The sequence below is a fragment of the Arthrobacter sp. CG_A4 genome, from assembly GCF_035985125.1.
GTDB lineage: Bacteria > Actinomycetota > Actinomycetes > Actinomycetales > Micrococcaceae > Arthrobacter.
This window is the reverse complement of record NZ_JAXCID010000029.1, coordinates 29,560-54,326: the sequence shown is the minus strand read 5'-3', so window position 1 is coordinate 54,326 and position 24,767 is coordinate 29,560. Positions and strand designations below refer to the sequence as shown.

Below are 24,767 nucleotides of genomic sequence, written 5' to 3'. Positions count from 1 at the left end.
AGCCGCACTCGCCCTGATCATGCTCGCCTGCGGACCCGTCAGAATCGAGCTCCCATACCAGAGATAACGGAACCCACATCTCTGTCAGGAGAGCCTCTTTTGTGCCATGCCTAACGATATTGATCAGCAAGGTCTAGAAGCATTGCCCACGATGACGCGGAGGCGGCTTCGGCGACGTCTGGGGTGGATCTGGTCATGACCTGCGCGCATAACTTCCCAGTTTGCAGTCCGACTTAGCGGCGAATGTAAAGTCGCTCCATGGAAGGGCGCAACCCCTCGAATTCTCGTCTGGGTGAGGGCTGGTGTCGGGAGGCTCGTATGACCTTCCCTATGCATCGCTCACTAAAGGTTCCCTAGCTGGCGCCGCTAGCCGTCTCATAACCCTTAGGATACGAGGCGACCCGGCGACCAGTGCGTCGGCAATGCTTGCTTCCGGCGGGATGGTGTGGGTTCGTCCGCGGCCGTCGATTCTCGTAACTATGTCTCGAAACCATTTGATGGAATCGGCGTATCCACCGTTGGTTACGAGACACATCGGAGCAGCCAATGACGAATCTGATCGGCTCCGCACACGTTTCGACGCGGCAGAAGTCCACCGACCGAGATTCGAAGCGCTGGCCGTCCATGGGCACAAACTATTGGCCATTGACAGCGATGAACCCGTTGCGCAGCTTGTCGGCTATTTCGGAATTTTCCGAACAACGATTTGCTGGCATGACTGCCCGCTCCCTCTCGTTTTGCGCCCTGTCAACCTCCTCAGCGATTCGAAGCGCCGGCCACGGCTCCCCAGCGCACCCCATCCTTGGCAAGCCCTGCATGCGCCCGCCCGGTCACGGAAATCTCCTTAGAGCCTGTATCAAAGATTTTCCGTTCCTATTCCGCCCGCAGGATATACCTTTGGGTTTCTAAGTTCGGCGTAACGACAGGTCACGGCAGTAGATCGAAATAGGCCGTATCTGTATTCCAAGCTATTGGATGCAGCAACGTGCCCACCGCGGGATTTAGCGCGCTGTACATCAAGCCGTCCCCCGCATAAATGCCAACGTGGCCCCAGTCGGCTGGCCCCTGTGCGTTCTGGACCACCAGATCCCCTGGCTGCGGATTGTCGGTCCGCGTACCGACCCTCCATTGATCCACTCGCGGCAGGTTGATCCCGGCCTGCCTGTAGATCCACTGGACGTAACCGGAACAGTCCCACGCCTTGTACGCCGTCCCGCCCCACACGTAGGCGCCGCCAACTCCTTCCTGGGTAAACCGCAGGATGTCTTTGCGGATTCCGCTCAGATTTGCAGCCACCACCGTGACCGACGACGAATTCGTCGCAGCAGCGCACACGGCCGGAGTCATACCGCCGTCGTGCGCGTCAACAATGGCCGTCGCTTCAGCCTCCCACCGCGCATACAGCTCGGGGAACGCCGACACCTGAACAGCTTGCGCAGCCTGGCCTTTGCTCATTGACTGCCAACCTCGGATATCCAACAACCCGGGCGGGCTGCCACGGTTGGGGCCAGCGGGTCCGCCGTAAAAGGCTCGCACGTTGTACTTGGGATCCATCAACTGTTCAACGGTCCCCCAGCCCGCCGCGGGACGTTGCTGGGCGGTGCCGAGGGAATCGTGGTCGCTGCCGAGGCCGTCATGCGGGTACTGGAGCGAGGCAGGTACGTTCACGTTGGCGAGGACTCTGAGGCTGGATTCCTGCAGGGCCATCATTATTGCGGTGATCTGGCCGTCCCGGGGAACCCCCAATTGCTGGCCGATCGAGACGTAGTCCCCCGCGACGGCCATTTGCCTGGCGGTCACACTGACCGGGGCCTGGCTGCCTGCACGGATGCTGATGGTACTCGCTCCGTTCGCGGCTGGCTGCCCGCCCGCGCCGCCTTGCGAGCAGACGGACGGGGTGTCGGCCGCGCCCGCGCCGAGCACCGCCACGGTTGCGCTAACCGCGAAGGCGCCCACGAGGATCAAGACTGAGGCCGCGGCCAGAAAAACCCGCAGGATGGCCCGGCGCTTGACCAGCCCGGCAAACAGCATGGCGGCTGGCATCAATATACGATCCTGCTCGGTGCCGCGTAAAAGCCGACCATGACGCAATGATCCGGCGGAGCCGTCACAGCGGGCGGGCAGTTCACCATGACGCTGACGGGTGCCGTGTAGGTGTTGCTGGTCGAAGCCGATTGATCCAGAACCCTAAGCGAGATTGTGCACACGTGCAGTCCCGCCCATGGCGCCGGCCGTTCCCGGACCTTGGCCAGCTCGCTGTCGCAGCGCAGGGATTCAACCGCGGCCGAACGGTACGCCTGTTGATCAGCCAAAGTCGTGTAGCTTCCCGCGTTGATCCCGGTCGCTTCGAACTCCTGGACCAGCACTGCCAAGGGATTGGATCCGTCCGGCAGCACGTCCCACCAGTCACGGAGGCGTGAGTAGACCTCGGAGTAGGACGACGTTCGCGTGTCCCAGGTGTAGATCGCCGTCGCCGCCGCGGCGGCGAGCTTGCGGAAGTCAGCAGTGCGGGGTGCGCCCTCCGCATCGGGACGCACAACGTCAGGAGCCACCGTCGGAGTTTGTGCCAGCGTCCCGGGGGAAGCATTCGCCGGACTCCGCGGGATGGGCATCGTTGACGACGGTGGAACCGTAGCCGCTGCGGGCGTGGGCGTCGGCCGCATGACAGCGATGAGCGCCGTGACCACACTCAAGAGCGCGATTGCTGCGATCCACCATCGACGCCGGTTGTTTGAGCCTGGCAGTGAGCTTCTCCGCAGTACGGACATTGGGGCCTCCTCCTCGCCTGTTCATGGCGGGAGGACGGGTCCACCACATGACTCAGCTGGCAGTCCGCGTCCCGGCTTGGAGGATCCTCCATGCCGCTTGATACAGCCTGCGCGCGTGGCCGATCTGGACAGCCAGATAGCGCTCGGTGACGCACAACTGGGCGGCCAACGCTTCCAGAGCCCTCTTTCGTTCGGGTCCTCGGAGGCCGGGGCGAACAATACTTTCGGCTGTTCTGCGGAGTACCGGCGTGGGCAGGCACTCTGCTGCGTGCTGGCACATGTCTCCGATGTTGCGGATGGCTCCCTGATCAACGTCCAGTGCATTTTGAACGGTTTTCGCCGTCTGGCGCACCACGGTCACCGCGTGCCAGCGACGGCGGTCCTGTGGCGACGGCGGACCGTAATGTCGAGGCCCGGAGAGACTGTCGACGGCAAGATTCCAGACTCCCGCTGGCACGCTGGCCCGGGTCAGTTCAATGATCATTCGTGCCCATTGCTGATCAATAATCGTCTCGGCACTTTGACCTCCGCTCCGGCCCATGCCCAGCACCGCCAGGGCATCGAACGAGGCCGGCCCGGTATTCCCTGGTTCCACGATCAGCGGGAGCGTCTGATGACTCAGCTCGCGACGGACGTGCGCGGCGCACACGTTCCTACACACCCCCTGAACCCAGGCGCCAAAGGGAATACCGGGGAGCTGGCGGTAATGTCCCCGGGTCACCCCATCCCACACTGCGACCCGGATGTCCTGCATGACGTCGTCCACGTCGCAGGACCTGCCGATCCGCGCGAGATGCGAAACCACGTATCGCTGTACGCCGTCGACGGCGATCATGATTTGATCTACCGGGACTGAAACCGCGGCCTGCTCCGGCGCACGGAACGAGACGTCAATGGTTCCTGCACTTGCTTGATCTTGTTGGGCGTGGTTCGCCCTAGATTCGACGCGCATGGTCTTCACCGCTTTGACTAAACGATTCCAATAAGTCCGGCGTCGGCCCGGCCGGCGCCTCAGGTATGGCCGCGACAATCAGCGCCAACCACGACTACAACAAGGCTATACAAACTATTGTCAAGGTTACTTAAAGTATCGTCAAGACTGCGCGTCTTACTTTTCGGGGATCGTTCGGTAAGAATGGATCCATGCCCAGGATCACGCAGCCGCACGACGAAGCCTGGTCAAACGACGTCGAAGCCGCCGTCGCGACATTCGGAAACAGATCACGCAACGAGATCCTCCGCTACCTTTCCGCGCACGGCCCGGCAACCCGCGGTGACATCGTGGCAGCAGTGAGCGCCGGTGAGCCGAGCGTGGCCAAGCACCTGCTTGCCCTTGAGGAGACCGGCGCCATCGCGGTGGACCTTGAGCCTGGCCGACGGCATGGACGCTCGCCGCGCTATTCAGCCAACCCCGCGCGGATCAAAAAGTTGCTGGCGGCTCATCTTCAGTATCTCCTGGAGGACTAGCTGCAGCTTCTTCCGCTCCAGGATGGCGGTCGATGTCCCTGTTGAGATATTCAGAGATGACCCTCAGCGTTTCCGGCGACACGTCGCCCAGCGTCCGCGCCGCGAAGGACTTCACCCTGGCCGCACGCAGGGACTTCACAAACTCCAGTTGCGAATCGATCCGCTCGGGCAATTCGGCGTCGTCGCCGATCAGGTAAGAGGGGTCAACATTGAAAATGTTGCACAACCCTGCCAACAGCACCGGATCGCTGACCAGACGCCCAGTCCCCTCTTTCATATAGAACCAGCGCGCGCGAGACAACTTGATGCCTCTACCCTCGAGTTCGGCCTGAACCTCCCGGAAAGTCACGGGCTTCCCGCGTTCAGCAACCACGACGTCGAGCAACAGGTTCAGACGACGAGCCAGCTGAGCCTGGGAAGACAACAAGTCACTTGGCCCTGTCTCGTCCATCCTCGCTGCCCACCCTCCATCCGATCGGGGCCGGCAGTCCGATCAGGCGCTACGACTCCCCTTCGCCCCAGTATTGCCCGAGTCATCCCGCCCGGCAATCAACTGCTCGATCCGACGGTCCAGATAGGACATCAGTACAAGGTGCGCCGACGGACCCAGTGGCAGGTTCCGGATCGAGGGAGCCGCCACGTCCTGACCGGCCTTGAGGAGCTCCGGCGGGAGCACGCCATTTTCGTCCAGGTGGTAGCAGACCTCGGCCAGCACCTCACTCAACGCCCTCAGAAACTCGAGGTGCTCCTCCTTCGAACCGTAGTCCCAGTACCGTTCAGCACGGAGCATCGCGGCGGCTTCGTTAAACGCTTTGATCTGCGGGTGATCCAGCATGGGAATGCCCTCACTTTCGTCGGGCATCCATTTCCGAAGTGAGCCTCTTCCAACATGACCTGGACCGGGAGTACCCTGCTTGTGTAGACCCGTCTACACAAGCATCCCCCATCACTCCTCAGGTTGTGGTCTCCATGTCGAGCATCTTGATGAACAGAACGCGAAGCCGAATCATTCGCTTCCTCCTGAGAAATGGCCCCTCGACCTGCAGCCAGATCGGCAGCGAACTCCACGCCGCGCCGTCGAACATCCGCCGGCAACTCGGGCTGCTCCTCGATGCCGGTCTGGTGCAGCGATCTTCGACTCAGTTCAGTGTCTGCGCCGAGCAGGTACTACACCACGCCGGTGACCTGGAAGCGAGTTTCCAGGTCATCGTCATGCCGCCGTGATTTCCGCATGACATGAACTGGTGCAGGACTCGCGCAAGCCGTCCTCGCCGCATAACGACGAAAGGATCGGACAGGGGCATGAAACTTGAATTCTTCGAACCAGCCGAGGCTGCCACTGTCCTCAAGTGTTCAGAGGCATGGCTTAGGGACGGGGCCGCCAAGGGTGAGTTCCCGCATGCCGTCTGGGGCAAGGGGAAGATTATCTTCACGTCTGTCCACCTCAGGGAGATTGCACTGCTACGTGAAGTCCGTTCCACTGGTCCTACTGCGCAGTCCGTCCGCATGATCGGGACGCGAGCACAGGCCCGCCAGAAGTTCTCTTAGCAAAGCCCATCGCCCCCTGCGCTATCCGCGCCACACGAGCGCGGAACGCTCGACGGCGTCGGCGGCATCCTGGAGCGCTTGCGGCATCAAGTGGCCGTACACCTGCTCGGTGGTCCGCGTAGACGCGTGCCCGAGTCGCCTGGAGATCGTGAACAGCGAGACGCCATCCTGGATCAGCCAGGACGCATGAGTATGGCGCAGATCGTGAATCCGCGGTGACTTCTTCAGTCCACGAGCTTGGGCCGCTTTCACGGCGGGCGTCCAGTAGTGATGCCAATACAGCTTATGAACGATGCGTTCGTCTTTGGGAGTGGTGAACAGGAGTTCTGAGCCTGGCCGGCTGGCCACCAGTGGAACCAGAACTTCAACCAGATGCGGATTCAACGAAACCGTCCTCTTGCCGGCACCGGTCTTGGTCGCTCCGACGTAATACTCGGAATCAGTACCGCGTTTCCAGGCCTTGTTGATCCGCATGGTTGCCGGCTTCGACATCAGGTCCACGTCCGCCACAGTCACCGCCGTCGCTTCGCCGAACCGCGTTCCCGTCATGACCAAGAATTCAGTGAACGCCTTATACCGCTCCCCCATGCCCTCAAGAATCAGGCCGAATTCAGCGTGCGTTAGGAACCTAGCCTCATCCTCTGCCTTTTCGCCTGACGGAAGCTGCACCCCTCGGCACGGATTATCCTTCCGGTAGCCCAGCCGGACGGCCGTCTCCATCGCCGAGAAGATGAGGCCATGGTTGTTCTTAATGGTCTTAGCGGACCGGCCCTTGGTCTGCATCGCCTTGATCCAATACGTCAGGTGCCGGTAGTCACGCTTGTCCACGGGAACGTGCCCGATGACGTCGGCGATGTGCAGCTTCAGCATGGTCTGATACGTGTGCACAGTGCCGACTGAAGGCCGGACCAGAAAGTCGATGTGCTCTTGGATCACGGCCGCGACCGTGGGTGCTTTGGTCTGGTTCGCGACCATCGCATGCTGGGCAATCTCAAAGGATTGGTTGTTGGCATCAAGGAGGCGCTTCAGCGTCTGGGCCTCGGCCGACGTCGCTAGGGTAATCCCCTCTTGCTTACGCGTCTCGGGGTTCCGCCAGCGGACCGTGAACGACGTGGATCCGTCCGATTTTTTCCGTTCCCAAATGCTGGCCATACCCAAAATTCTAGGCTTCGTGTGCACAGAAAACGAGTTTTTGTGCACACCCAGGGCCCTGAAACCCTGCTGACCTGTGGAAACACTGTGCCCGAGGTGGGACTCGAACCGGGTTCCAGCCCTTGCAAAGCCGCCACTCCCCCGCAAACATCGCCAATCCGGCCCAGTCCGGCACCGGTACGGCCCAGTCCGCGACCCAAAGTGTGGACACTGTCCACACCCCCCGATCCTCCCCACACAAGGCCTCCCCCAAAACTGCCGCACCCCCGCATCGACAGGGTGCGGCGCTTCTCTGTCCTGCCGGGAAAGATCACCCTCGGCTGCCACCGGGTCCTGCCCGCGCTCGGTGCGAACTCCCGGGCACCGACGCACGACGCACTGAGGTTCGAGGCTCTGCATAACGCTGCCACCTCCCTTCATCTACTCCATGGTCCGATAGGGCGACAGCGGCATGACGCGACAGCGTCCCTCAGAACCCCTCTTCGCGTTCTCGGTGAACTTCCATCAGCATCGGCGGAATTTCGCGTGGCACTTGTCCCCCAACTGGCCCACAGCGGCCCGTCTAACCGGAAGCTTGTGGCGCCGGCGCGGTCAATGAAGAACCTGGTGGCCTTCACCCCCGTGGCTGCGGGCTCGGCCGGGATTGCCGGGCTTGAAGATACCCGACCGCACGAAAACACAATCGCCGGCGAGTTGCAGAATATGGCTGGCTTCAGCTGGTTCCGACGGCCGTCAAGAGCACTACGGGAAGCTTCCCAGTGGCAGCACCGCGCTCAACCAGCTCGCGTGATGGCGTCCAAAGTATCCGTCGCGAAGCCTATCTGCCGCCGGTTTCGATGCCTTCCGGGTTCCACGAGTAGCCTGTTGCCAAGGGTGCATCGTCGTCGTGGCGTGAGAGCCATGCGACAACAACATCGTGATAGTGGTCGAAGCACTTGTAGTCGACAAGCTCATGGTCTCGAAGCGAGGGCCCGAGGTACTCGTTTTGCCCAGTCTGGAGCGTACTGCACCAATCGGCCAAACTGACGAGGTGGGTACGGACCGAGAACACGATGGTGTTCGACCGGGGCAGACGTCCGGCATACAGCCTCGCGACCCGCGCCCGCGCCGGGGCCGCCCTGGCCCGCATCAATCCTGAGCCGCGTAAGTCCAGCTGAGGCGCGAGAAGGCCGCCGTACCTACTCCGGAGCGCATGAACGGCGTTCCTTGCATATATCGTCAGGGCATGGCAGGGGAAATCGCACAAGAAGTAGCAGTCGTATTGGCACTAGGTGGCGCAGCTATCGGCGCGGGGGGATCAATCCTCGCGCAGGTAACCGCCGGAATCATCACAAGCCGGCGTGAGAAGAAGAAGTTGATTACAGAAGACAAGCGCTGGCAAGCCGAATCGGATGCCAAGCGGCGGGATCGGAACTTCGACCGAAAAGTCGCCCTGTTTTCAAGCTTCCTAGCCTCAGCACAAGCGATGGAGCGGGCCGCTACATGGGGACCTCCCGAGGCCTACGAGATGTTACTAGAAGACTCAGAGACACAGACGCTCAGCGAGATTCGCAAGGTGGTAGAAGAAATCGGTCTTCTTGCACCCGAAGTTCACCGACACGTCCAGTCAACCTTTGCGGCCCTAATTAAGATGCACGCCGGAATGACTCGGTCTGATTCCCAGAAGTATGCCCCGGCTAACCGCGCCGCCATCGGTGCTGCAGTTCAGGACGTCGCATTCTGGTTGGGCCACACCCGGAAGGCTATTGGCTCCTACATTAACCATGAGAATGTCGAATGGCCTGAGCAGGCGATAGCGGAGCACAAAAGACCTCCTGCCACAGAGTCCTCGCTCACGCACTAAGCGCAAGCTCAAGTAACTAACTGCGTCAGATTCCGGCCGCGCCCGGTCGTAAAGGCGCACCGAAGCGCGTCTTGTAGCGGGAAGAACAACGTGCCGGGCTCCTTGGCGCACGGAACGCAGCCTTCCGCGGACTGGTCGCTAAAAGTTCCTGCCCCGCTCGTGGCCGAAATGCTTGGCTACAGCTACCAGGTCGCGCAGAAACATGCCGCCGCTGCCGCCGAACCCTGGTCCCGCTATCCAGGAAACAAGCCCGACACGCATAATGACTGACACCACCGGAATGGATCGATAACCACTCCTAGAGATCTTCAATCTGGAGCGGAGTCAGCCTTCCGGACGGCAGCCCGACTAACGGAGGCAATGGTGGCAACAAAGGATGGAACGCAGCGGAGGCTTCAACGCATCCTCCGCTGGTCCCTTCCAGTCATTGTCATCACGCTGATCTCCACCGTCCCAAGCCTCGTTGGTGTTGATTCAGAGCCATGGCTCTGGACTCGGACCATCCTCCTCGGCGTCGCCGCCGTCGTAATGGGCATCCAAATAACCAGATTCTCGCTATGGCAGCGGGATGAGTACTGGCGGGAAAAAGGACGGGACCCTAAGCATCCAGAGCGATTTCCGTCGACTGGCGTTGAATAGTTCCGAATCGAACAATGCTGGTTACCAGTACGTCATTCATTAGCTGGGCCGTCTTGGCCGAACCGCTAGTGTAGAACCATGATTCTGCACGCCGGCTTTAAGTCCCTCAGCCCTATGACCAAAAGTCCCGTACTGATGGGCCTCACGTGCCTTATCGCTGTCGCAGCGACGTTGGCCGGATGCGACCAAGATCCGCCCCTTATCTCTCCGGTCCCGTACACCGGAAAGGAGCTCGATAGGTGGGCCGAGCGCATGGCAGAGGCTAACGGCGCATATTCCGCTCCGACCGATCTGAAGAGCGTGACCACCATCATTTGTCGCCTATTGCCTGAACGAGATGACATGAACGCGTATAACGATGAGCTGGCGAAGATTAAGGGTCTGGACAGGGGCGAGGCCAGAACCATCACCACGATTGCCGTCTTTGGGTACTGCCCGGAGTTCAAAGACAAACTCACCGAAAATCATTACAAGACCCCGTTTGGCCGTATCAAGCTGACTCCTTAGCCGGGTGCCCACCGGCGGGCCTGACATACCGACTGCCAGATAGGCAATTGGGTAGAGCCGTTCTCAGACGGTGGTGCCCAGGCTGGCCGTTGTAGTTTGGGCGACGTCGACGCGATGGTCAATCTCGGGGCGTAGGTAGATTCCAAATATCCATAACAGTGGCTTGCCGCCGTCGGCGCCGTATAGATGTGCTCGCTCCAACAAGCCAGCAACCAAACCGCCCGCGGTCTTCCTGTTGATCGACTTACCGAAGCTTGCCATGGCCAGAGCAGTACCCCGGATGGCAACTTCCCACGGACACAGGCACGCAGGCTACATAAAGAACGGGGAAACCGCCAGTTGGCCATTTCCCCCTTTTCGCCTGCGTGGCTGTTTAGCGGGCGGGGCCGCTCTTGGCCCGTTCGGCGGTCACTGCTGCCCCTGTGCGGGTCTTCTCGGCCTCAGCTGCGCCCTTGCCCCTGGTGACGGCTGCGCTGGGGTGTGTGCCCTCGCTGCGTTCCGCGGCGGCGCGCCCACGGATCTGGGTTTCGTTCGCTCCGGTTACGGTCAGGGATGCTGCAAAGGCTTCCTGGCGTTCCGCTGAGCCGTAGTCGGCGGCGGATGTGCTCTCAGTTTTCAGTCCCTGGTCTTTTAGCCGGCTGCTGTCGTTGCCGGTGACGCGGTTCTCGATCTCGCGGCCGACGCTTTCCATGCGGGCAAAGAGTTCTTTTTCGGCGCGTTCGTACCGCTGTTCCACGGGCGTCCTTTCGGACCCGGTGAAGCCTCCCTCTGCCAGGAGTTTGGCTTGGTGCATCTCCTTGGCGGCTTTCACGAACTCGGGATCCTCGAAGTGTGAATCTCCGGCTCCGTTGATGTTCGCGGTGGTTTCTTTGCGCAGCTGGTCGATGTCGGGGCCGTTGATGCCGTCCTTGCCGATGAGGAACATACGTTCCTGCACGGCGACGTCGGCGGCCACCACCGCTGCAGGGGTCTTGGCGGTGTGGGCGGTCTGCAACGCCTGGGCCAGTTCGGGGTTGGCCAGGTACTCTACGGGCACTTCATGGCGTTCCATTTCCGGGGCCAGTGTCGCGGCCTGGGCGCGGAGTTCTTCGGCGCGGGCCGCGGCAAGCAGGGCCATGGCTTTCTCGTGCTCGGCGGCCGCCTTGCGCGTCTCTTCCTGGCTGCGGGCCAGTGCGTCCTGCCTGGCCCTTTCTGTCGTGATGGTCTGGACCCCTGATTCGAGGTAGGCGGCGTCCGCGCCGACGTCGTGGGTGTCGATGCCGTAGCGGGTGAGGACTCCCTTACGGATCTTTTCGGGCGCGGCCAGGGCGGTGGGGTCGTGGTCTTTCCAGCCTTCAGCGACGGCGTGCGCCGTGGCGATGTCGTGGGCTTGGGCTTTGTCCCACCACTGGTCTTTCTCTACCGGTGCCAGGGCCGCGTGGGCGGCGCCGCGGTCAGCTGTCAGGCGTACCAGGGCCTCGTGCGCGGCCTGGGCGTCCTGGTGTTCCTGCTGCCGCTGGGATTCCTGCCGGCGGCGAGCCAGAGTCTCGGCAATACGTGAGGCCATCATCAGCGACTGCCGCAGACCGCCGTCCAGAACATCATCCATTCCATCTGATTCACTCATCGTGTTCCCCTTGCAGTTGGTGGTGGTCTTTACCGGTCCAGCACGGGACCGGATTCACGGCCGGTGTGCTGGTGAGTTTTGGCCGGCGTTGGGGTGCTTGGCACCGCTGAACCTGGACGGATGGGCGCCATGCCGCGGAGTCCAAGTTCGACGGAATTAGGAACCACTGCCCGCTCGGATGCTGCCTGTTCCGGTGCGCCGACGGTGACCGGCCAGGGCATGGTCGCAGCGAACGGTTTCAGCTGATCAGTGACGACGGCACGCAGCCGCTGCGCTTCTCTCGTTCGTCCTGACTGTTCGGTGTAAGGAGATCTCCTGGGCCGATGCGCAGATTGACTTCGAGGATGACCTCGATATCCCCAAGCCGCCATTTCAAGTGGTCCCCAGCGAGACTGCTGACCTGGTGATCGGCCAACCTATCCTGACCCTCCGGTCCTCGGCGCGATTCAGATCGGTCCTAATACCCCTGACCATTAGCGCGGATTTCGGCATCCTCTATGAGGGTGCTGGATATGAGCTCTCGATGCTGCTGGACACGTTCGCCCAAGGGGTGCGTACTACCCTGGACTTGTTGTACTACGGTGCCGACGGCGTGAAGCGACACTACGAACGCATGGCATCCGCCCCAGCCTTTGGCGGATAACGGGAACTGGCGGGCAAAATGAGGAACCTCCCTGAATTCATGTCCAACTTCACAGATGGCGGGCCTGATGCTTCCAGATCGCGTGGTCCACGGCCCATGGAGTCAGGTCCAGCTCCCCGACCGCCCTGGACAGCAGCGCCCGGGCTTTAGGCAACGGTGGTCACCCGGCCGAGGACGCCGGCGAGCCAGCGGAGGATGTGCCGGTCGGACTTGGCGTGTAAACACCGTGAAGACGGCCGCCGCCAGCGGTGTCGCCTCCCGCGAGTACCAGGAGTCCGGCGTCAGGCTGTACTGAGGGCCGGTGCTAGGACTTCCTTTTTCTTTCGGCGTCCAGGAGCACGTCAAAACTTTCAAGCCCGAAGTCCGGCGGGGTAAGCCGAGCCACGAAGCTTGTCATTTCGTCGGGTTTGGGTACAGCCTTGACCTCGACACCGGGCACGCCGTTGATGTTCAGCAGCACCCCACGCCTCTTGCTAAATATGAGCGTCTCAATCATGCCGGGGTTGATCCGGGCCGTCGGGTCCCCCGTGAGCTCGAGGATGAAAGCGTTGACCTGCTCCGTGATACGACGCAGGCAGGCCTTGTCGCGTTTCACATTGGAGACGATGGTGGAGCACATCACGATGACGGCCACGAGGGTGCAGATAACGATAATGACAATGGCGTCGCGCAGCGGCGGGATGAAGATCATGAGGATCAGGCACAGGATGAAGGTCAGGAACCCGGAGCCGAGGAACAATGTTCCCGATTCTTTGAGAGGCTTCCCCGTCCAATCCTTGGCACCGAAGCCTGCGATGTCATGCTCCGTCGTCTTTGTCGGCATTCCTAGCTCTCCTTCAGCTCAAGGAGCGCTTCGGCAAGGACAACAGCCTCGCGGGCTCTCTTCAGATCGTCGCGCAGTCCCACGTCCGGTACGACGGCATCGGCGCCCTCGGCAGTCCCGGCCAGGTCCTGCACGGCCCGGCCAAGCTTCTCGCGCTCCTCCGTCACCCTCCGGGACGTCGTAAGCCTGACCTTGCTGAGGTTGAGGTCGTGAATCGGACCGTCGAGCTCGCCCATCCGCTCGTCCACCGCCGCCAGGCGTTCGCCCACGCGTTCGCTCCGCGTCCGGAACACCGATTGCATGTTGGAGGCGACGGCGTGAAGCTCCCGGAGTCCGGCCTGTTCCGGCGTTGCTTTGCCGACGAGGAGCTTCTCCACCTGGCCCAGGCGTTGCGCCCACTGCCGGAAGCCGTAGTCATTCTCTTCCAGAGCCTTGGCCACGACCACCCTGACGCGGCCGAGTGCTTCGTTGCGGTCTTTCAGGCTGGCAGCGGTGGTGTCCAGCCGCTGCAGGAACTCTGCGTAGTTGTCCATATCGGTCCGGTCTGTCTTTCGATCAGTTCTGAGAGTTTTAGCAGTCTATGTCGTGCCGGCCCCCGAAGACGGCAGGCGACGGCCGGAAATTACCCCGGTGCGGTCCGTGCTTCCTCCTGCCCGCCCATGGCGAGGACCAGGACCACTGCCCTACGTGATGCTCCTATATTTTTCAGTTCAAATACTTGCCGGGGTTTTGTTTGGCCAGTCAGCTCCTCTATTCGTGGGCGAGGGAGTCATCGCGGCTGAGTACTCGTTCGATGCGCGAAAGGGTGCCCGGCCAGGTTGCGAAGTGTCTGGCGGCGGTTTGGAGGGTGATTCCGAGGTGGACTAATCTTCTACACCAGCCATTACTATGCGCGCGCAGGGGGAGCACACCGCCGGAACTCGCCGCCACGAACGTCTACATCCGCGAACGCAGCCTAGCCACCGCAAAACAGCGGAAAACTCAACGCCGCCCGCATTCGTGCTCTCCTACAGGAACGCGGCGTCCACGGCGAGGTCAAACGCATAGGCGGTGCCGCGCTCAGCCTACAAGGAATCGGCAGCCGCCCCACCGCCTCGACCCCTCAACGGGGCACGCGGTCCGCCGTAGTGGGCTGCCGCTCCGGTTCCTCGCCGCGCTCAGCCCATTCGCGCTCGCGGTCCCGCGACCTCAACGGCATGGACCTGCGGACAGTATTTACTGACGCTGACAATCGACCAGCCTGAAGTTGCCGTTAGCGCTGTACGAGCCCGCGCTACAGGCCCTCGGCGACAAGGTCCAGGAGGAATGCAGCGCACTTTTGGACTCGATCCTCCGTGTCCACCAACTCGCCGCCATGACGCGCCTGCTCCACTGGGAGGAGACTACCCTCTGTTGCGCCGTATTTCTCACACACCCGCTGAAATTTCTCCGCTTGTTGCTCGTCGAGCGGTGATGCATCGAGTTCGAAACCCAAGTTGACACAGCGGATGCCGATATCGCTCTCCGTGAGTCGAAGCCAACGAGGCTCAGACTCGTAGCCAGAAAACCACAGTGATCGGACCGCTTCGCTGACACCACTTTCCCGCCAGGCCGCAAGCAAAAACGGATCTCGGAATCGGGCTCCACCGGTGAGAGAGTTAGTACGGAGCATGCACATGGAGTACCCCCATTTACCGGACTCAGGCAAGTGCTCGCCGAAATAAATGCCCGTGTCGCCTTCCCGCATATCCGCGTAAGAGACCACGTAGTAGCGCCAGTCAAGGTACTCCTGACTTCGTCGCTGCTGGCTGAACGCGTTGGCGACGCCGGACAGAGTTTCGGCTGGGGTCGTCGTACTTATCCCCACTTCGTCGAGCAGAGTTCCGAGGCACGACGGTAGCTCACCGTTCTTCCCTCGCCCGTAGTGAGTAAAGACCTCACGCCAGCGAAGTTCTTGGGCCTCCTTCATGGAACCGTACTGGTACGCGCGATTTCCGATCGGGTACCCGTAGTTGCCTTTCGCCAATAGTGCCGCAGAGAGGGCTGGCCAGTGTTCTTTGCGCGTGATGGCGGCGAATGACCTGGCATGTCCCTCCAGGACTTCGGGGTTCAGATCGAATGCGAACACACGGCCTCGCAGAAGCGGATGGTCCTCTAGTTGGTTGAGGACCACTTTTTGATTGGGGTGTGCATCAAGGAATTCACGCTTCAGCTGCTCGTCAGCAACTCGGTCCGGATTGAAGCCCTTGAGGTCCTCGATCGCTCCGCGTCGGATCAGGCGCTCCACACTGGCGACAAGGTCGACCATGCGGTTTTCGCGGATCTCGTCGGATCGATCGGTTAGGTTCCGGAGTATTCGGAGACGCACCTGAAAGTCAGTGGTTTCGAACTGTCGATGTATCAGGACGGCGTATAGGAACAGCGTCTCAGACAGGGAGAAGAGTCGCGGCCTGCCGCTCACCTGCCCGTAGCGGCTACAGCACTCTTCGAACAGATTGACGTTGCGTGTCTCGAATAGGATCGCCCGATCGGTGTCAACCAACCCGGTACCACCGGCTCTGGCAAAATGCGTTGTGAACACGTCGTCGACGTCGATGCCGATCCAAGTGTCGAAGGCGTGGAAGAGAAAAGTAAGATTACTCTGCGCCTTCGGGTTCTTATTGGAAAAGACACGTTCGGCGCGGTCCAGAAGTCGACCCCCGCTGACGCCGCCTTCCCGCCACTCACAAATTTCGATGATGAACTCCAAATATCGCAGAAATTCGTCATCAACAATGTAGTCATCACCATGGTACGGCCAGAGCACATCACTCCAAGCACCGTCAAGCTTGTGGACGATCTCGTTGAAGCGAGCCGGTAATAATGATTCGGCAAGAATTCCCTCAAATCGCGCTTTGAAATTCTCGAACTCCGTAAGCGGCTTTCCCCGTGAGTTCATCTTGATATAGAGCTCTTCGCCGGAAGGCATATCATCAATAGGCAAGAAGTGGAAAGAGACTACTGGATCTACGGTGTCCGTGAGCCGACGCCAAATGACGTCGAGGTCAATTCCTTTGACGGAGAGACGCTCGTGGATCGCGTCCAGCATCACGAGCATTGATTGAACAGTAGGGTCATGGCGCCAAGCAAAGAGATACCATGCCTGATCCGTAATCCAGTCCGAAGGGACCGTGAAGTCGGTTGGCGGCAGGTGGCTTGGCTTCACGATCTGGCGGCAGAAAAGTTCGGCGGTGGGCCGCGTCGCGTAGGTGAACTTGAGCCAGCGATCAGCCTCGGCCAACTTTTTCGTACGGACAGCGACGTACCAGTGAATGAGGAACAGCGTTGTCAGCCGTTGTTGTCCATCAAGGGGCCACAGTGTACCGTCCCTGATATCCCCGTAGACGAAGTCGAGATCGACGGGGTCTCCCCCAGTGATCGCCGCGACGAGCACATCGAGGAAGTCGTGCCGAATTGCGTTGACCGTCGAGGTCTCGCGGCCCTGCGCGTAGTCACGTTGGATTAGCGGTATCTCAACACGAGACACGCTCGGCATTCCTTCCTCACGCGCCTGGAACATCCCGACGAAAGAAGTCTTGAACCCTCTCATGCGAGGACCCCTGCAGGCAAAAGGTAAGGATTCACAGCTGCCAATATCTCCCTCAGGTAGGCATCCCGATCGGCAACACCCCAGTAATGAATCTGCTGCGCCGCAGATTCGGTGTAGTACTTCAAGAAGACGTTACGCGTGCACGCAGGGATGTATGAACCCTCCTTGTCGCGCTGAAGAATCGCCCGCCGCTTGACCTCGAATGTCGAGTTGCTGAGCGCACTGTTGTCCCCGCTAGCGAGGAGAGCAAGATTCGCGATCGAATGGACACTATCGTCGGCGCTCCAAGCCGACATGGAGAGAGCGGCTTCTACCTTTACCTTGATCGAGTCGAAGGTAGAGCCGATCCCATGAGTCTTTGCGTCGGCGATAGCGGCCAGGACGGCATCGATCTCTGCTGTGAGCTCTGCACGAAACCCCAACTCCAGATCGTGAATGCCATTCAGGGCTTCCCGATGGAGTATCAGCCACTCAGCCCAGATCTTCTCGTCCCGCTTCATCTCCTTCGCGTTCTGTGCGTGTATATGTTCAAGAGACCAAGCGCCACGTGCATGGGAACGGAAGGAGTAACGCTCAGAAGTGTCGCTGCGCTGGCGGACGGTCTCCACATTCATGAGCAGAAGCACTTCAGCGCACTTCCGGCCATTGGCCTCGTATTCAAGATCTGCAACTTCTTCTCTGGTCAGTATGAGCCGTTCACTGATGCGCACGTCAAGCGAATCGTGAAGTCCACGCTGCGTCTGCCCCGACGCCAGCTCCACGAGGGCCGGAAATGAGTCACCGAGCGCGACTAAGTAGCCGACCTTATGAAAGACATCACGGTCTTCGTACCACCCGATGATCAGTGAGTGGAGCCCCACGACCTCATCCCAAAAGTCTTGAGGGTCCTTCTCAATCTCGGGGCGAAGCGTTTCGAAAGTGAAATATCGGGGTCGGTGTCGCCCCATTGGACGCCCGCCACTCCTATCGGCGATAGTGTCTAACAACAACTCAATATGCGTCGCCTCATACTCATACTTTCCCGTGATGAACGACCATACTTCCGGTATCCGGAGTTCACGCTCGAATGCGTCCCATTGTGCTGCGATCTGCTCGCTCTTGTCGGCAAACCCAGCACGTTCTCGACTCTTGGCGAGAACAAGTGCCTTGACAAGTTCAGCATCGGTGAGCGGGATGCGGCCGACGTTCAGTCTCGTGAATAGTGCGATCGAGTCAAGGCCTAGCGGAACCTCATACCAAATGACCTTTACACTTTCGAACAAGTAGTTGTATAGCTTATTTGCGGCCCACTGCTTTCGATGACCGTGATTCTCGAACCACTCCTGGATATGCTTGTAGGCAAAGTAGATGTGATGGAAATCGATGTTGACGTCGCGCTGTTCCTCGTTGGGCGCCCGAAGGAAATCCTGGCTACCTGGACGCGTCTCGTATTCGAGCGTGTAGCCTGCACCTGCGCTCTGAAGCCCTTGATCCCGCATGAATTGGAAGATCAGGTAGAGCGTGGTGAGCCTCTGTTGCCCGTCGATAAGTTCCCAACGGCCATCCGGCATTGCCTTCACCACGATCGGCTGGAGGTAGTACGGTCTGCCCTTGTTCTCCCAGATGTCGCCAAGAAGGCGTTCTACTTCCTCCTTTCCCCAGCGGAAGCCACGCTGATAAGCGGGCACATAAAACGCTCCCGTCACGTCACCGACTACTTTCGGTTCAAGGACTGCGACATCGGCGAGGCTCATAGCGCGCCTCTGTCTGGCAACTGGCGCCGGGGCTTGGTCATGTTTTGGGTTCTCCTCCACGCCGGGTGCGTGCGTATGTCGCTGCCACTATTAGGTCAGACGGTATCGTTTTCCAACGACGTTGACCGCCAGGCCGCCTCGCGTGTTGATTCGGATTAAGAGCCCTCGCCGGGCAACTCCATCAGCTGAAGCGGAAGGAGCCGCCTCGTAGTATGTGCTCAAATGCAGCAAACGGCAGATAGCGAACTATTTGGTGATTTAGATCTGCTGCCGCTCCAGCTGAGATGCTCACAGGGTGCCGTTCGAGATGGACAGCGCGGTCAACGCGGTCTCCGCCCGCTGTCGAACGGAGACCAGCCGATCAAGCAGACCGGACCGAGTTGCACGTACCCCATAAATCTCGTCAGCCATCGCGTCGATGCGTTCAAGGGCCGGCTTGAAAACTAACCCCAAGTCGGAACCAACTAAGCTGAGCGCACCAAGCACAATGCCGTCTGCCTGGGCCAATACCTCCTGGGTAATGCTGCGGCGACGCCCTGTCCGTGCCTGCTCTTCCTTAACGGCCGACCGCTCCTCGGCAACTACTCCATACGCCTCGAGTCCGATTGAGATTACAACCCCGCCGACCTTCGCAACTCTTCCGATCTTGTTAGCGAACTTTACGGCTTCCCAGGGTTTGAACTTCTTACCGAACGCCTTACCGACTTGCAGCACTACCTTGTGCCCCGTGCTACCAGCGGCTGCCTTCGTACTGCCACCAGCACCCCAGAACTCGTGGAACTGCTTCAGGTGCTTCGATAGGTCTCCTGCCCACCTTGGCGAAGGCGGAGGCGATGAACCGCTGGGGCGGACCTCAACGGGTCGGGCTTCGAAGCCGCTGGCTTCCCGGTCACCGAGCCGGACCGAGATGCGGCCGTAGGGCGAGGCTTCGATCTCCAGGACTTCGGAGGCGAGGTCGTCAAACTGGATTTCGAGCACCTTACGTACTGCATCCTCAAACCGATCCAAAGCAGCGTGGAGGTCGTCGTTTAGTGCTGTTAGGTGCGCGTCCGATGCCTCGTCGAGGAAACCCTCAGCCCCACCCTGTTCTTCGCGTTCGATGCTGTCGGCGAACTGTGTGGCTGCGCGCACGGCATCCGCTCGGAACTGGGCTGCGCGCGCTTCGAGCAGACTATCCAGATGAATCCGTTTCTTGGAAAGCGCCGAACGTTGTCTTGCAAGAACGGCTAGAGCGGCCTGTTCATCGGGGTCATCTGTGAGGTCGGCAGATGCCTCAAAGGCAATTGCTCCGATGAGTTGCAGCGGCTGACTCAGCTTACCCAGCTCTCCCTGTTGACTCGCGAAGCGGTTGATAAGCGTCGCGACATTCTCCAAACTGGACGCCTCGATAAAGGCCTTCGAGGTGCCGCGGTCGGATGCTGCTAGGTCAAGACCGTCGAGGTAGTACTCGGCGTCACACTCGACCCATGGAATCTGGTCGAACGAGCCGAGGGCTTCCTTGATTGCTTTTTCTCGCAAGCCTTCGATCGCCCCCATCGTTCCCGCCTTGGTTACGACAATTAGCGTCTGTCGCGACTTGCCGAGTCGGCCGAGCACATCTCGGAGATGGTCGATGAGCACATCGTCGAAGAGCTCGACCGTCACTGCAAACAGCACGAGGTCGGCTGACTGAAGTGCCTTTTCGGCGAGCTCGTCGTGGTGCGGGCGGCCCGCATGCACGCCCGGAGTGTCGACAAGACGGACGTCACCATCCCAGTCGAACTCCTCCACTGCATCGGTTGTTACACCCGATCCGATGACGACGCTGGCAGCTCCGTTGGTGAGTGCCCTGATGAGAGTCGACTTGCCGCTGCTGTACTGCCCGGTGAACACCAACAGAGGAGTTGAGTGGACGTCAACCGAGAGACGGTCTAGGAGGGGGTGCGCGACCGCAGGATCGAGCTCGCCCAGAATGCCGCGAAGCTCCTGGCCCAACCCCCTGGTAGCGGCGGACGATTCTTTGAAAAGGTTCACGCTCATGATCCCGAAGTCCTTCTAGTGCTCTCGATGCGGATGTGTCTGCCAGTGTGGGACGTCAAAGCGTCAGACCACGTCTCCGCGATGCCTGCGGAGAGGTCATCGTCCACGCAGATAGTCGCGGAGGCTGAGTCTGCCCTCAATAGGCGCGCTGGCGCGTCGATAAGGCCGAGCGCGTAGGAGAGCGCGCCCGCCGCCTCCCCGCCAGCGTTGGGGGCCTTTGCGCCGGCCAATCTCTCCCCGATGTCTGGCGGGTACAACCATGCCTCCGAGAACGCAGCGTCCTCGAACTCGGCGAGGATGCAGACCCCAGGCACCCGTGTCGCTCGCTTCAGGGATCGTGCCAGCCGTTCGCGGCCGGCGATTCGCAGCAGCGCCGACGTCGTCTCCTTGTCCATCTCTCGGATCAGCACTCCGAGTGCATCGCGGTGTTGAGTCCACCGGCCGGCCAACCAACCGAGTGCTGACGAGCAGTGTTCGCTTTGACCGCGCTCCCTGGCAAGGCTGCCACGGAGCACGTCGAGTTGCTCCTCAACGGCCCGTTCGTAATCGCCCTTGAGCTCGTCGAGACGTGGTCCGACCTGCTCCGACACCTCGTCACGTCGTTTCTGTAACACACCGTCTTTGCCCAAGAACCAGCGGTCACCGAGTACTTTGAGGGGTTCCGACGCCACGCCAACGCCAAATCCCACGAGGCCCCCGACGACTGCCGTGACGATTGCTCCGGGGCCACTGGACAGCCCGATGATCCCACCGATCTGGATACCTGCCCATGTGCCGGCCAAGGCACCACCAATCCTGATTCCCCCGATTCCGGCCCGGACCAATCGGTTCCCGAGTACCGATTCGAATCCGGTGAGATCCCGTAAAGCGAAATGGTCGGGCGAGACGCGGGCCCACTCGGAGTCTGCCGCCGTGATCGTCGATTCCACATCAGCCCTCAACAGAGAGAACCTGGTGTCCAGCGCATTGTTCACCTCCGACCGCAACGCGTCGATTTCCATCTCCCAGGCTTGCTGAAGCGACTCTCCAAAGTCCGTCAAGGAGAGGTGCCATTCACGGCGTCGTCCGACAGCGATTGCGATGTCAGAGACCATGTCTTCGCCCGCGAAACGGACGACGCGGGTCAGACGCGCGCAGATATCCTCGTTGAGTTTCCTGTTGTGGTCTGCCTGCGCGCGAAGGGTTATCGATCCTTGCGCCAATGAGAGCATGAGGCTGTCGACCTGCTGGCGCTGTCCGTCGACTATCCTGAGCGCTCGCCGACTCCCGTTGTGAGTGCAGTGCTCGCGATTCAAGGCATCGGTGAGGTCCTCGATGCGGCTCGCCTCGTGGAGCACAGCGTCAATCTCGCCACCTTGTGCACGCGCTTCCGTCGCAGCGAGCGCGTGCACATAGACCACGTCGAGAGGCTCGACGGCCGCTGCTGCCATGTGACGCCTGATTTCATCGATCAGTCCCTCTCTGCGTCCGAACACACGCTCAGGGAACCGCAGAAGGTTCAGCCTACCGACACCATTGAGAGACTGACGACAGTTGAGAGCGACGATGATCGGCTTGCCGATGCGACCGAGGTCGCGAAGCGCACGCGCTGTCTCTTCCTGGATTGAGTCGCTGCTCGCGACCCACAAGATGAGATCCGCATCCCGGGCGGCGTTGAACGCTAAATCGAAGTCTTCGGCTCCATCGTGTGCGCCGACGCCGGGAGTGTCAACGACCTCGATACGGCCGGACGCTGTCGGGGTCGCAGCAAAGACATCGCGTGAGAAACGTTGACGTCCGTCCCCGATCCTTTCGGAATGTGATCCGGACAGCGCCGCCAGCAGCGATGACTTACCTGCCATCGTTCGCCCCATCAGGACAACGCGCATCGGTGCGTTCAAGTCGTCCGTTGCCTCTTGCCAGACTTCCCATGACCCGCTGTCGGCACTCGGAAGTTCGGAGTCGATACCATTGATCTCGGCCGCATCGCGGAGTGCCTGATCGCGGATGGCTCCAGCTTGAGCGGCGAAGGCTGCCACGGCTTCCCGGATGGCCGGCCAAGGGTCTGACAACACCGGCTCTTCGCCGAAGAGCGCAGGCAGTTGAGACGGTAGCCACTTCTGGCGGGAAGGCACGTCGCGCTCTGTCACGCTCCGATCGTCTCATAGGCATCCGACAATGAATGAGCTGGCCCGTTGATCGACGTGCACGCTCGAACGGATGCCGTAGCGGCTTGCCGGTTTAACGGTGGGCAGGAGTCCGCGCGTGGAGTTCCTCGTCCTCGGGAGCCGCGAGCAGCCAAGAGCGACAGCTTAGCGGCCAAGCCGTCGGCGAGGCGCCAAACTCTGATCGACACCGTTGCCCATGGCCTCCTGCATTTTGTGGCGAAGTCCCTGGCGGCAGCTCGGAACAAATCGTTGGCGTAAGAGTATCTCTGTGACCGCGTGCCTTTTAGACCACAGCTCCTCTTGGCATCTCCCGGCAAACAAAGAAGCGATCTAGGCGATGATCACCGATGTCGACATGATTTGGCCAAGTTGGTGGCCGCGCTGCACCTTCGCGGCACCGCTGCGCTTACTGGCAAACCAGCGCAACAGCACAATGCTCGACAACGGCGGCCTCATCCGAGGGCTGGGCCTCCCCCCGGCCACCCGGGTTTGGCGGACCCACTCAAAACCTAGCTGGGCATCCGCAACGCCATTCACCGCGGTGACTCTAAACATCTCCTACTCGGTCGGAGAAAACGTTCGCGGTCCTGCTGGTCAGCCTAGGTTTGCTCCTTCCGCGGTAGGCAGGCCATCTCCAACATGCAGCCTTCGGAATGCGCGCGGCTGTTGCTCCTGGAAATCGGTCCCATCTGGAACCGCGCAGCTTCCAGCCAAAACGAGCTCATCCTCCAGTACCGCCGGGCCACCAGGCTCACGTGCTGGCACGCCGCAACACAGCTGCACCGGCGCCTCGTCGAAATCCGCGACTGTGAGATGGCCGGCCATGCATCGGCCTGGCGCCTCGACGCCCGCGACCGCTCCGTCGTCGAACGCGGCGAAAAACCCTGAAAACGCGCTCCGGCGCACAGCGAACACGGTAGCTTCCCAGGGGAGCATACAAACTACCGCCGTCATGCCGCGCCACCGAAAACCATCCATGAATGGCCAGAAGCATCTTCGCTGTTTGTCATTCTGATCCCCCATCATCGCTGGGCGGGCCCTCCGCGCAACCAGGGCGCGGTGCGCCGATCGCGACCCAAAATTTCGTTCGGCGCTCCTCCGTCGCTTATTTCCTCGCAGAATTTTGGATGGCTCCCGGTTCCCCAAGTTGCACTCCGGCCCCTCGTACCCAGCGGTGACTCCCACTATCAGAACGACGCCGAAATCTGACAAGCACAACCGGTGCCCGCCAGTCGCTGAAGGAGAAGGAACATGGAAACGCTCACGATCAAAACACCCGCCGACGTTCTCAGTTTCGTCGGGCACACCCTGGGGTTTTGGCCCCGCGAAAGCCTCGTCTGCATCACCCTCGTCGACAATCACGTCGGGGCCACGCTGCGCGTTGACCTGCCGAAACCGGGAGCAGAGATCAGCTACGCACAAACCATCGCCGGATACTTGGCCCATGATGCTAAGGCCGCCAGCGTTGTCTTCGCCATATACACATCCTTGCCCGCAGAGGCCGGCCGCTCCAAGCCTCACGCCGCAACCGTCGCGGCGCTGACCGGGGCCCTGGCCGAGCGTGGAATGAACATCCGCGACGGGCTCCTCGTCGGAGACGACGCAGTTTCGCAATACGACGGCGATCCAAACAGTGGACCATCTCTGCCGCTAAGTTCGACGCAGTCCAGCCAGATCAACGCCGAGTTCGTCTACCGCGGCAGCACCATCGCCCCTACTAACCGCATCACTTTGCCAGCCTCGACCAAAGATATCCAGACCGCGGACGCCGTCGAAAGTTGCGTGCAATCAATGCAGAGCCTGAACGTCCGAGACGCCATGGATAGGTCCCGGAAGCTTTGGACGGAAATGCTCGACGCAAAATCCTTTCCGACCGACGAGCAAACGATCAGCCTGATCGCGAGCCTGCAGTTCCCCACCGTTCGGGATCAACTCATGGCGGACATCCCCGGAATCGACGAACCCATGGACCGCGTCCTCCTCGCCCAGACGGACAGCACGCCGCACTGGTCACGGGTCGAGTGGGCAGAGCAGCTGCTGCTGCACGCTTACACGCGTAGCAGCACCGGACACTCCGCCCCCATCCTGACCGCCATCGCCTTCATCAACTGGTGGGAAGGCAGAGGCAGCAAGGCCCACCAATTCCTGCAACTCGCCCTCGAGGCTGACCCCGGCTATCACCTGGCCAGGCTCAGCGACCAAATGATCGGTCGCGGAATCGTCGCCGGCTGGACCATGGACAGGAACACGGCCTATCGGAATCGCGGGCTTGAAGCATCCTGAACACGTATCCAGAGATTGATC

Annotated in this window: 21 protein-coding genes; 7 read left to right on the top strand and 14 right to left on the bottom strand. The window is 60.7% G+C overall.

Annotation, left to right across the window (positions count from 1 at the left end; translation table 11 throughout):
- Window positions 1-927: 927 nt before the first annotated feature.
- From RCH07_RS12985 to RCH07_RS12975, 3 genes are all read right to left on the bottom strand, one after another.
- Complete coding sequence (locus RCH07_RS12985; protein WP_326967894.1) at window positions 928-2,043, bottom strand: C40 family peptidase; 1,116 nt, start codon at window positions 2,041-2,043, stop codon at window positions 928-930.
- On the bottom strand, window positions 2,043-2,552 hold the full coding sequence (locus RCH07_RS12980; RefSeq protein ID WP_326967893.1) for a hypothetical protein: 510 nt from the start codon (window positions 2,550-2,552) through the stop codon (window positions 2,043-2,045). The genes RCH07_RS12985 and RCH07_RS12980 overlap by 1 nt, the downstream gene beginning before the upstream one ends.
- 268 nt (window positions 2,553-2,820) lie before the next feature.
- On the bottom strand, window positions 2,821-3,729 hold the full coding sequence (locus RCH07_RS12975) for a hypothetical protein (RefSeq protein ID WP_326967892.1): 909 nt from the start codon (window positions 3,727-3,729) through the stop codon (window positions 2,821-2,823).
- Window positions 3,730-3,911: 182 nt separating this feature from the next.
- Here RCH07_RS12975 and RCH07_RS12970 point away from each other — a divergent pair, with 182 nt between their 5' ends.
- Window positions 3,912-4,235 (top strand): ArsR/SmtB family transcription factor, encoded by a 324-nt coding sequence (locus tag RCH07_RS12970; RefSeq protein ID WP_326967891.1) that lies wholly within the window; start codon window positions 3,912-3,914, stop codon window positions 4,233-4,235.
- Here the strand turns inward: RCH07_RS12970 and RCH07_RS12965 are convergent.
- Window positions 4,189-4,686: a hypothetical protein gene (locus tag RCH07_RS12965; protein ID WP_326967890.1), complete on the bottom strand. Its 498-nt coding sequence runs from the start codon at window positions 4,684-4,686 to the stop codon at window positions 4,189-4,191. The genes RCH07_RS12970 and RCH07_RS12965 overlap by 47 nt on opposite strands.
- 42 nt (window positions 4,687-4,728) lie before the next feature.
- Window positions 4,729-5,097: a hypothetical protein gene (locus RCH07_RS12960; protein WP_326967889.1), complete on the bottom strand. Its 369-nt coding sequence runs from the start codon at window positions 5,095-5,097 to the stop codon at window positions 4,729-4,731.
- A 107-nt stretch (window positions 5,098-5,204) separates the two neighbouring features.
- On the opposite strand from RCH07_RS12960, the gene RCH07_RS12955 reads away from it, so the two are divergent.
- Together RCH07_RS12955 and RCH07_RS12950 are read left to right on the top strand one after the other, a co-directional pair.
- Complete coding sequence (locus RCH07_RS12955) at window positions 5,205-5,459, top strand: winged helix-turn-helix domain-containing protein (RefSeq protein WP_326967888.1); 255 nt, start codon at window positions 5,205-5,207, stop codon at window positions 5,457-5,459.
- Between the two features lie 78 nt (window positions 5,460-5,537).
- Window positions 5,538-5,783, top strand: a complete 246-nt coding sequence (locus RCH07_RS12950; RefSeq protein WP_326967887.1) for a hypothetical protein — start codon at window positions 5,538-5,540, stop codon at window positions 5,781-5,783.
- Window positions 5,784-5,804: 21 nt separating this feature from the next.
- Here the strand turns inward: RCH07_RS12950 and RCH07_RS12945 are convergent, their stop codons facing one another.
- Complete coding sequence (locus RCH07_RS12945; protein WP_326967895.1) at window positions 5,805-6,935, bottom strand: tyrosine-type recombinase/integrase; 1,131 nt, start codon at window positions 6,933-6,935, stop codon at window positions 5,805-5,807.
- Between the two features lie 817 nt (window positions 6,936-7,752).
- Window positions 7,753-8,064 (bottom strand): hypothetical protein, encoded by a 312-nt coding sequence (locus RCH07_RS12940; RefSeq protein WP_326967886.1) that lies wholly within the window; start codon window positions 8,062-8,064, stop codon window positions 7,753-7,755.
- A 96-nt stretch (window positions 8,065-8,160) separates the two neighbouring features.
- On the opposite strand from RCH07_RS12940, the gene RCH07_RS12935 reads away from it, so the two are divergent.
- Complete coding sequence (locus RCH07_RS12935) at window positions 8,161-8,778, top strand: hypothetical protein (protein ID WP_326967885.1); 618 nt, start codon at window positions 8,161-8,163, stop codon at window positions 8,776-8,778.
- Window positions 8,779-9,495: 717 nt separating this feature from the next.
- Window positions 9,496-9,924 (top strand): hypothetical protein, encoded by a 429-nt coding sequence (locus RCH07_RS12930; protein ID WP_326967884.1) that lies wholly within the window; start codon window positions 9,496-9,498, stop codon window positions 9,922-9,924.
- Window positions 9,925-10,297: 373 nt separating this feature from the next.
- Here the strand turns inward: RCH07_RS12930 and RCH07_RS12925 are convergent, their stop codons facing one another.
- From RCH07_RS12925 to RCH07_RS12895, 7 genes are all read right to left on the bottom strand, one after another.
- Window positions 10,298-11,530 carry a hypothetical protein gene (locus tag RCH07_RS12925; RefSeq protein WP_326967883.1) on the bottom strand — a complete coding sequence of 411 codons (1,233 nt, stop codon included), beginning with the start codon at window positions 11,528-11,530 and terminating at the stop codon, window positions 10,298-10,300.
- 947 nt (window positions 11,531-12,477) lie between these two features.
- Window positions 12,478-12,996, bottom strand: a complete 519-nt coding sequence (locus RCH07_RS12920) for a hypothetical protein (protein WP_326967882.1) — start codon at window positions 12,994-12,996, stop codon at window positions 12,478-12,480.
- Between the two features lie 2 nt (window positions 12,997-12,998).
- Window positions 12,999-13,529 (bottom strand): hypothetical protein, encoded by a 531-nt coding sequence (locus RCH07_RS12915; RefSeq protein ID WP_326967881.1) that lies wholly within the window; start codon window positions 13,527-13,529, stop codon window positions 12,999-13,001.
- Between the two features lie 740 nt (window positions 13,530-14,269).
- Window positions 14,270-16,564 carry a DUF262 domain-containing protein gene (locus RCH07_RS12910; protein ID WP_326967880.1) on the bottom strand — a complete coding sequence of 765 codons (2,295 nt, stop codon included), beginning with the start codon at window positions 16,562-16,564 and terminating at the stop codon, window positions 14,270-14,272.
- On the bottom strand, window positions 16,561-18,297 hold the full coding sequence (locus tag RCH07_RS12905) for a DUF262 domain-containing protein (RefSeq protein ID WP_326967879.1): 1,737 nt from the start codon (window positions 18,295-18,297) through the stop codon (window positions 16,561-16,563). The genes RCH07_RS12910 and RCH07_RS12905 overlap by 4 nt, the downstream gene beginning before the upstream one ends.
- 288 nt (window positions 18,298-18,585) lie before the next feature.
- A complete protein-coding gene (locus RCH07_RS12900) occupies window positions 18,586-20,316 on the bottom strand; it encodes a GTPase (RefSeq protein WP_326967878.1) in 1,731 nt (576 codons plus the stop codon).
- Window positions 20,313-22,445 carry a GTPase domain-containing protein gene (locus tag RCH07_RS12895; RefSeq protein WP_326967877.1) on the bottom strand — a complete coding sequence of 711 codons (2,133 nt, stop codon included), beginning with the start codon at window positions 22,443-22,445 and terminating at the stop codon, window positions 20,313-20,315. The genes RCH07_RS12900 and RCH07_RS12895 overlap by 4 nt, the downstream gene beginning before the upstream one ends.
- A 657-nt stretch (window positions 22,446-23,102) precedes the next feature.
- Between RCH07_RS12895 and RCH07_RS12890 the strand changes: the two genes are divergently transcribed.
- Together RCH07_RS12890 and RCH07_RS12885 are read left to right on the top strand one after the other, a co-directional pair.
- Window positions 23,103-23,351: a hypothetical protein gene (locus RCH07_RS12890; protein ID WP_326967876.1), complete on the top strand. Its 249-nt coding sequence runs from the start codon at window positions 23,103-23,105 to the stop codon at window positions 23,349-23,351.
- Window positions 23,352-23,714: 363 nt separating this feature from the next.
- The gene (locus RCH07_RS12885) at window positions 23,715-24,746 is read left to right on the top strand and encodes a DUF4192 domain-containing protein (RefSeq protein ID WP_326967875.1); all 1,032 of its coding nucleotides are present in this window, start codon (window positions 23,715-23,717) and stop codon (window positions 24,744-24,746) included.
- Window positions 24,747-24,767 lie beyond the last annotated feature (21 nt).

What these genes read in the sequence shown, in the direction of transcription:
- RCH07_RS12985 (WP_326967894.1), bottom strand. Translation starts at nt 2,043, where the DNA reads ATGCCAGCCGCCATGCTGTTTGCCGGGCTGGTCAAGCGCCGGGCCATC.
- RCH07_RS12970 (WP_326967891.1), top strand. Translation starts at nt 3,912, where the DNA reads ATGCCCAGGATCACGCAGCCGCACGACGAAGCCTGGTCAAACGACGTC.
- RCH07_RS12965 (WP_326967890.1), bottom strand. Translation starts at nt 4,686, where the DNA reads ATGGACGAGACAGGGCCAAGTGACTTGTTGTCTTCCCAGGCTCAGCTG.
- RCH07_RS12960 (WP_326967889.1), bottom strand. Translation starts at nt 5,097, where the DNA reads ATGCCCGACGAAAGTGAGGGCATTCCCATGCTGGATCACCCGCAGATC.
- RCH07_RS12955 (WP_326967888.1), top strand. Translation starts at nt 5,205, where the DNA reads ATGTCGAGCATCTTGATGAACAGAACGCGAAGCCGAATCATTCGCTTC.
- RCH07_RS12950 (WP_326967887.1), top strand. Translation starts at nt 5,538, where the DNA reads ATGAAACTTGAATTCTTCGAACCAGCCGAGGCTGCCACTGTCCTCAAG.
- RCH07_RS12945 (WP_326967895.1), bottom strand. Translation starts at nt 6,935, where the DNA reads ATGGCCAGCATTTGGGAACGGAAAAAATCGGACGGATCCACGTCGTTC.
- RCH07_RS12940 (WP_326967886.1), bottom strand. Translation starts at nt 8,064, where the DNA reads ATGCGGGCCAGGGCGGCCCCGGCGCGGGCGCGGGTCGCGAGGCTGTAT.
- RCH07_RS12935 (WP_326967885.1), top strand. Translation starts at nt 8,161, where the DNA reads ATGGCAGGGGAAATCGCACAAGAAGTAGCAGTCGTATTGGCACTAGGT.
- RCH07_RS12930 (WP_326967884.1), top strand. Translation starts at nt 9,496, where the DNA reads ATGATTCTGCACGCCGGCTTTAAGTCCCTCAGCCCTATGACCAAAAGT.
- RCH07_RS12925 (WP_326967883.1), bottom strand. Translation starts at nt 11,530, where the DNA reads ATGAGTGAATCAGATGGAATGGATGATGTTCTGGACGGCGGTCTGCGG.
- RCH07_RS12920 (WP_326967882.1), bottom strand. Translation starts at nt 12,996, where the DNA reads ATGCCGACAAAGACGACGGAGCATGACATCGCAGGCTTCGGTGCCAAG.
- RCH07_RS12915 (WP_326967881.1), bottom strand. Translation starts at nt 13,529, where the DNA reads ATGGACAACTACGCAGAGTTCCTGCAGCGGCTGGACACCACCGCTGCC.
- RCH07_RS12910 (WP_326967880.1), bottom strand. Translation starts at nt 16,564, where the DNA reads ATGAGAGGGTTCAAGACTTCTTTCGTCGGGATGTTCCAGGCGCGTGAG.
- RCH07_RS12905 (WP_326967879.1), bottom strand. Translation starts at nt 18,297, where the DNA reads ATGAGCCTCGCCGATGTCGCAGTCCTTGAACCGAAAGTAGTCGGTGAC.
- RCH07_RS12900 (WP_326967878.1), bottom strand. Translation starts at nt 20,316, where the DNA reads ATGAGCGTGAACCTTTTCAAAGAATCGTCCGCCGCTACCAGGGGGTTG.
- RCH07_RS12890 (WP_326967876.1), top strand. Translation starts at nt 23,103, where the DNA reads ATGCAGCCTTCGGAATGCGCGCGGCTGTTGCTCCTGGAAATCGGTCCC.
- RCH07_RS12885 (WP_326967875.1), top strand. Translation starts at nt 23,715, where the DNA reads ATGGAAACGCTCACGATCAAAACACCCGCCGACGTTCTCAGTTTCGTC.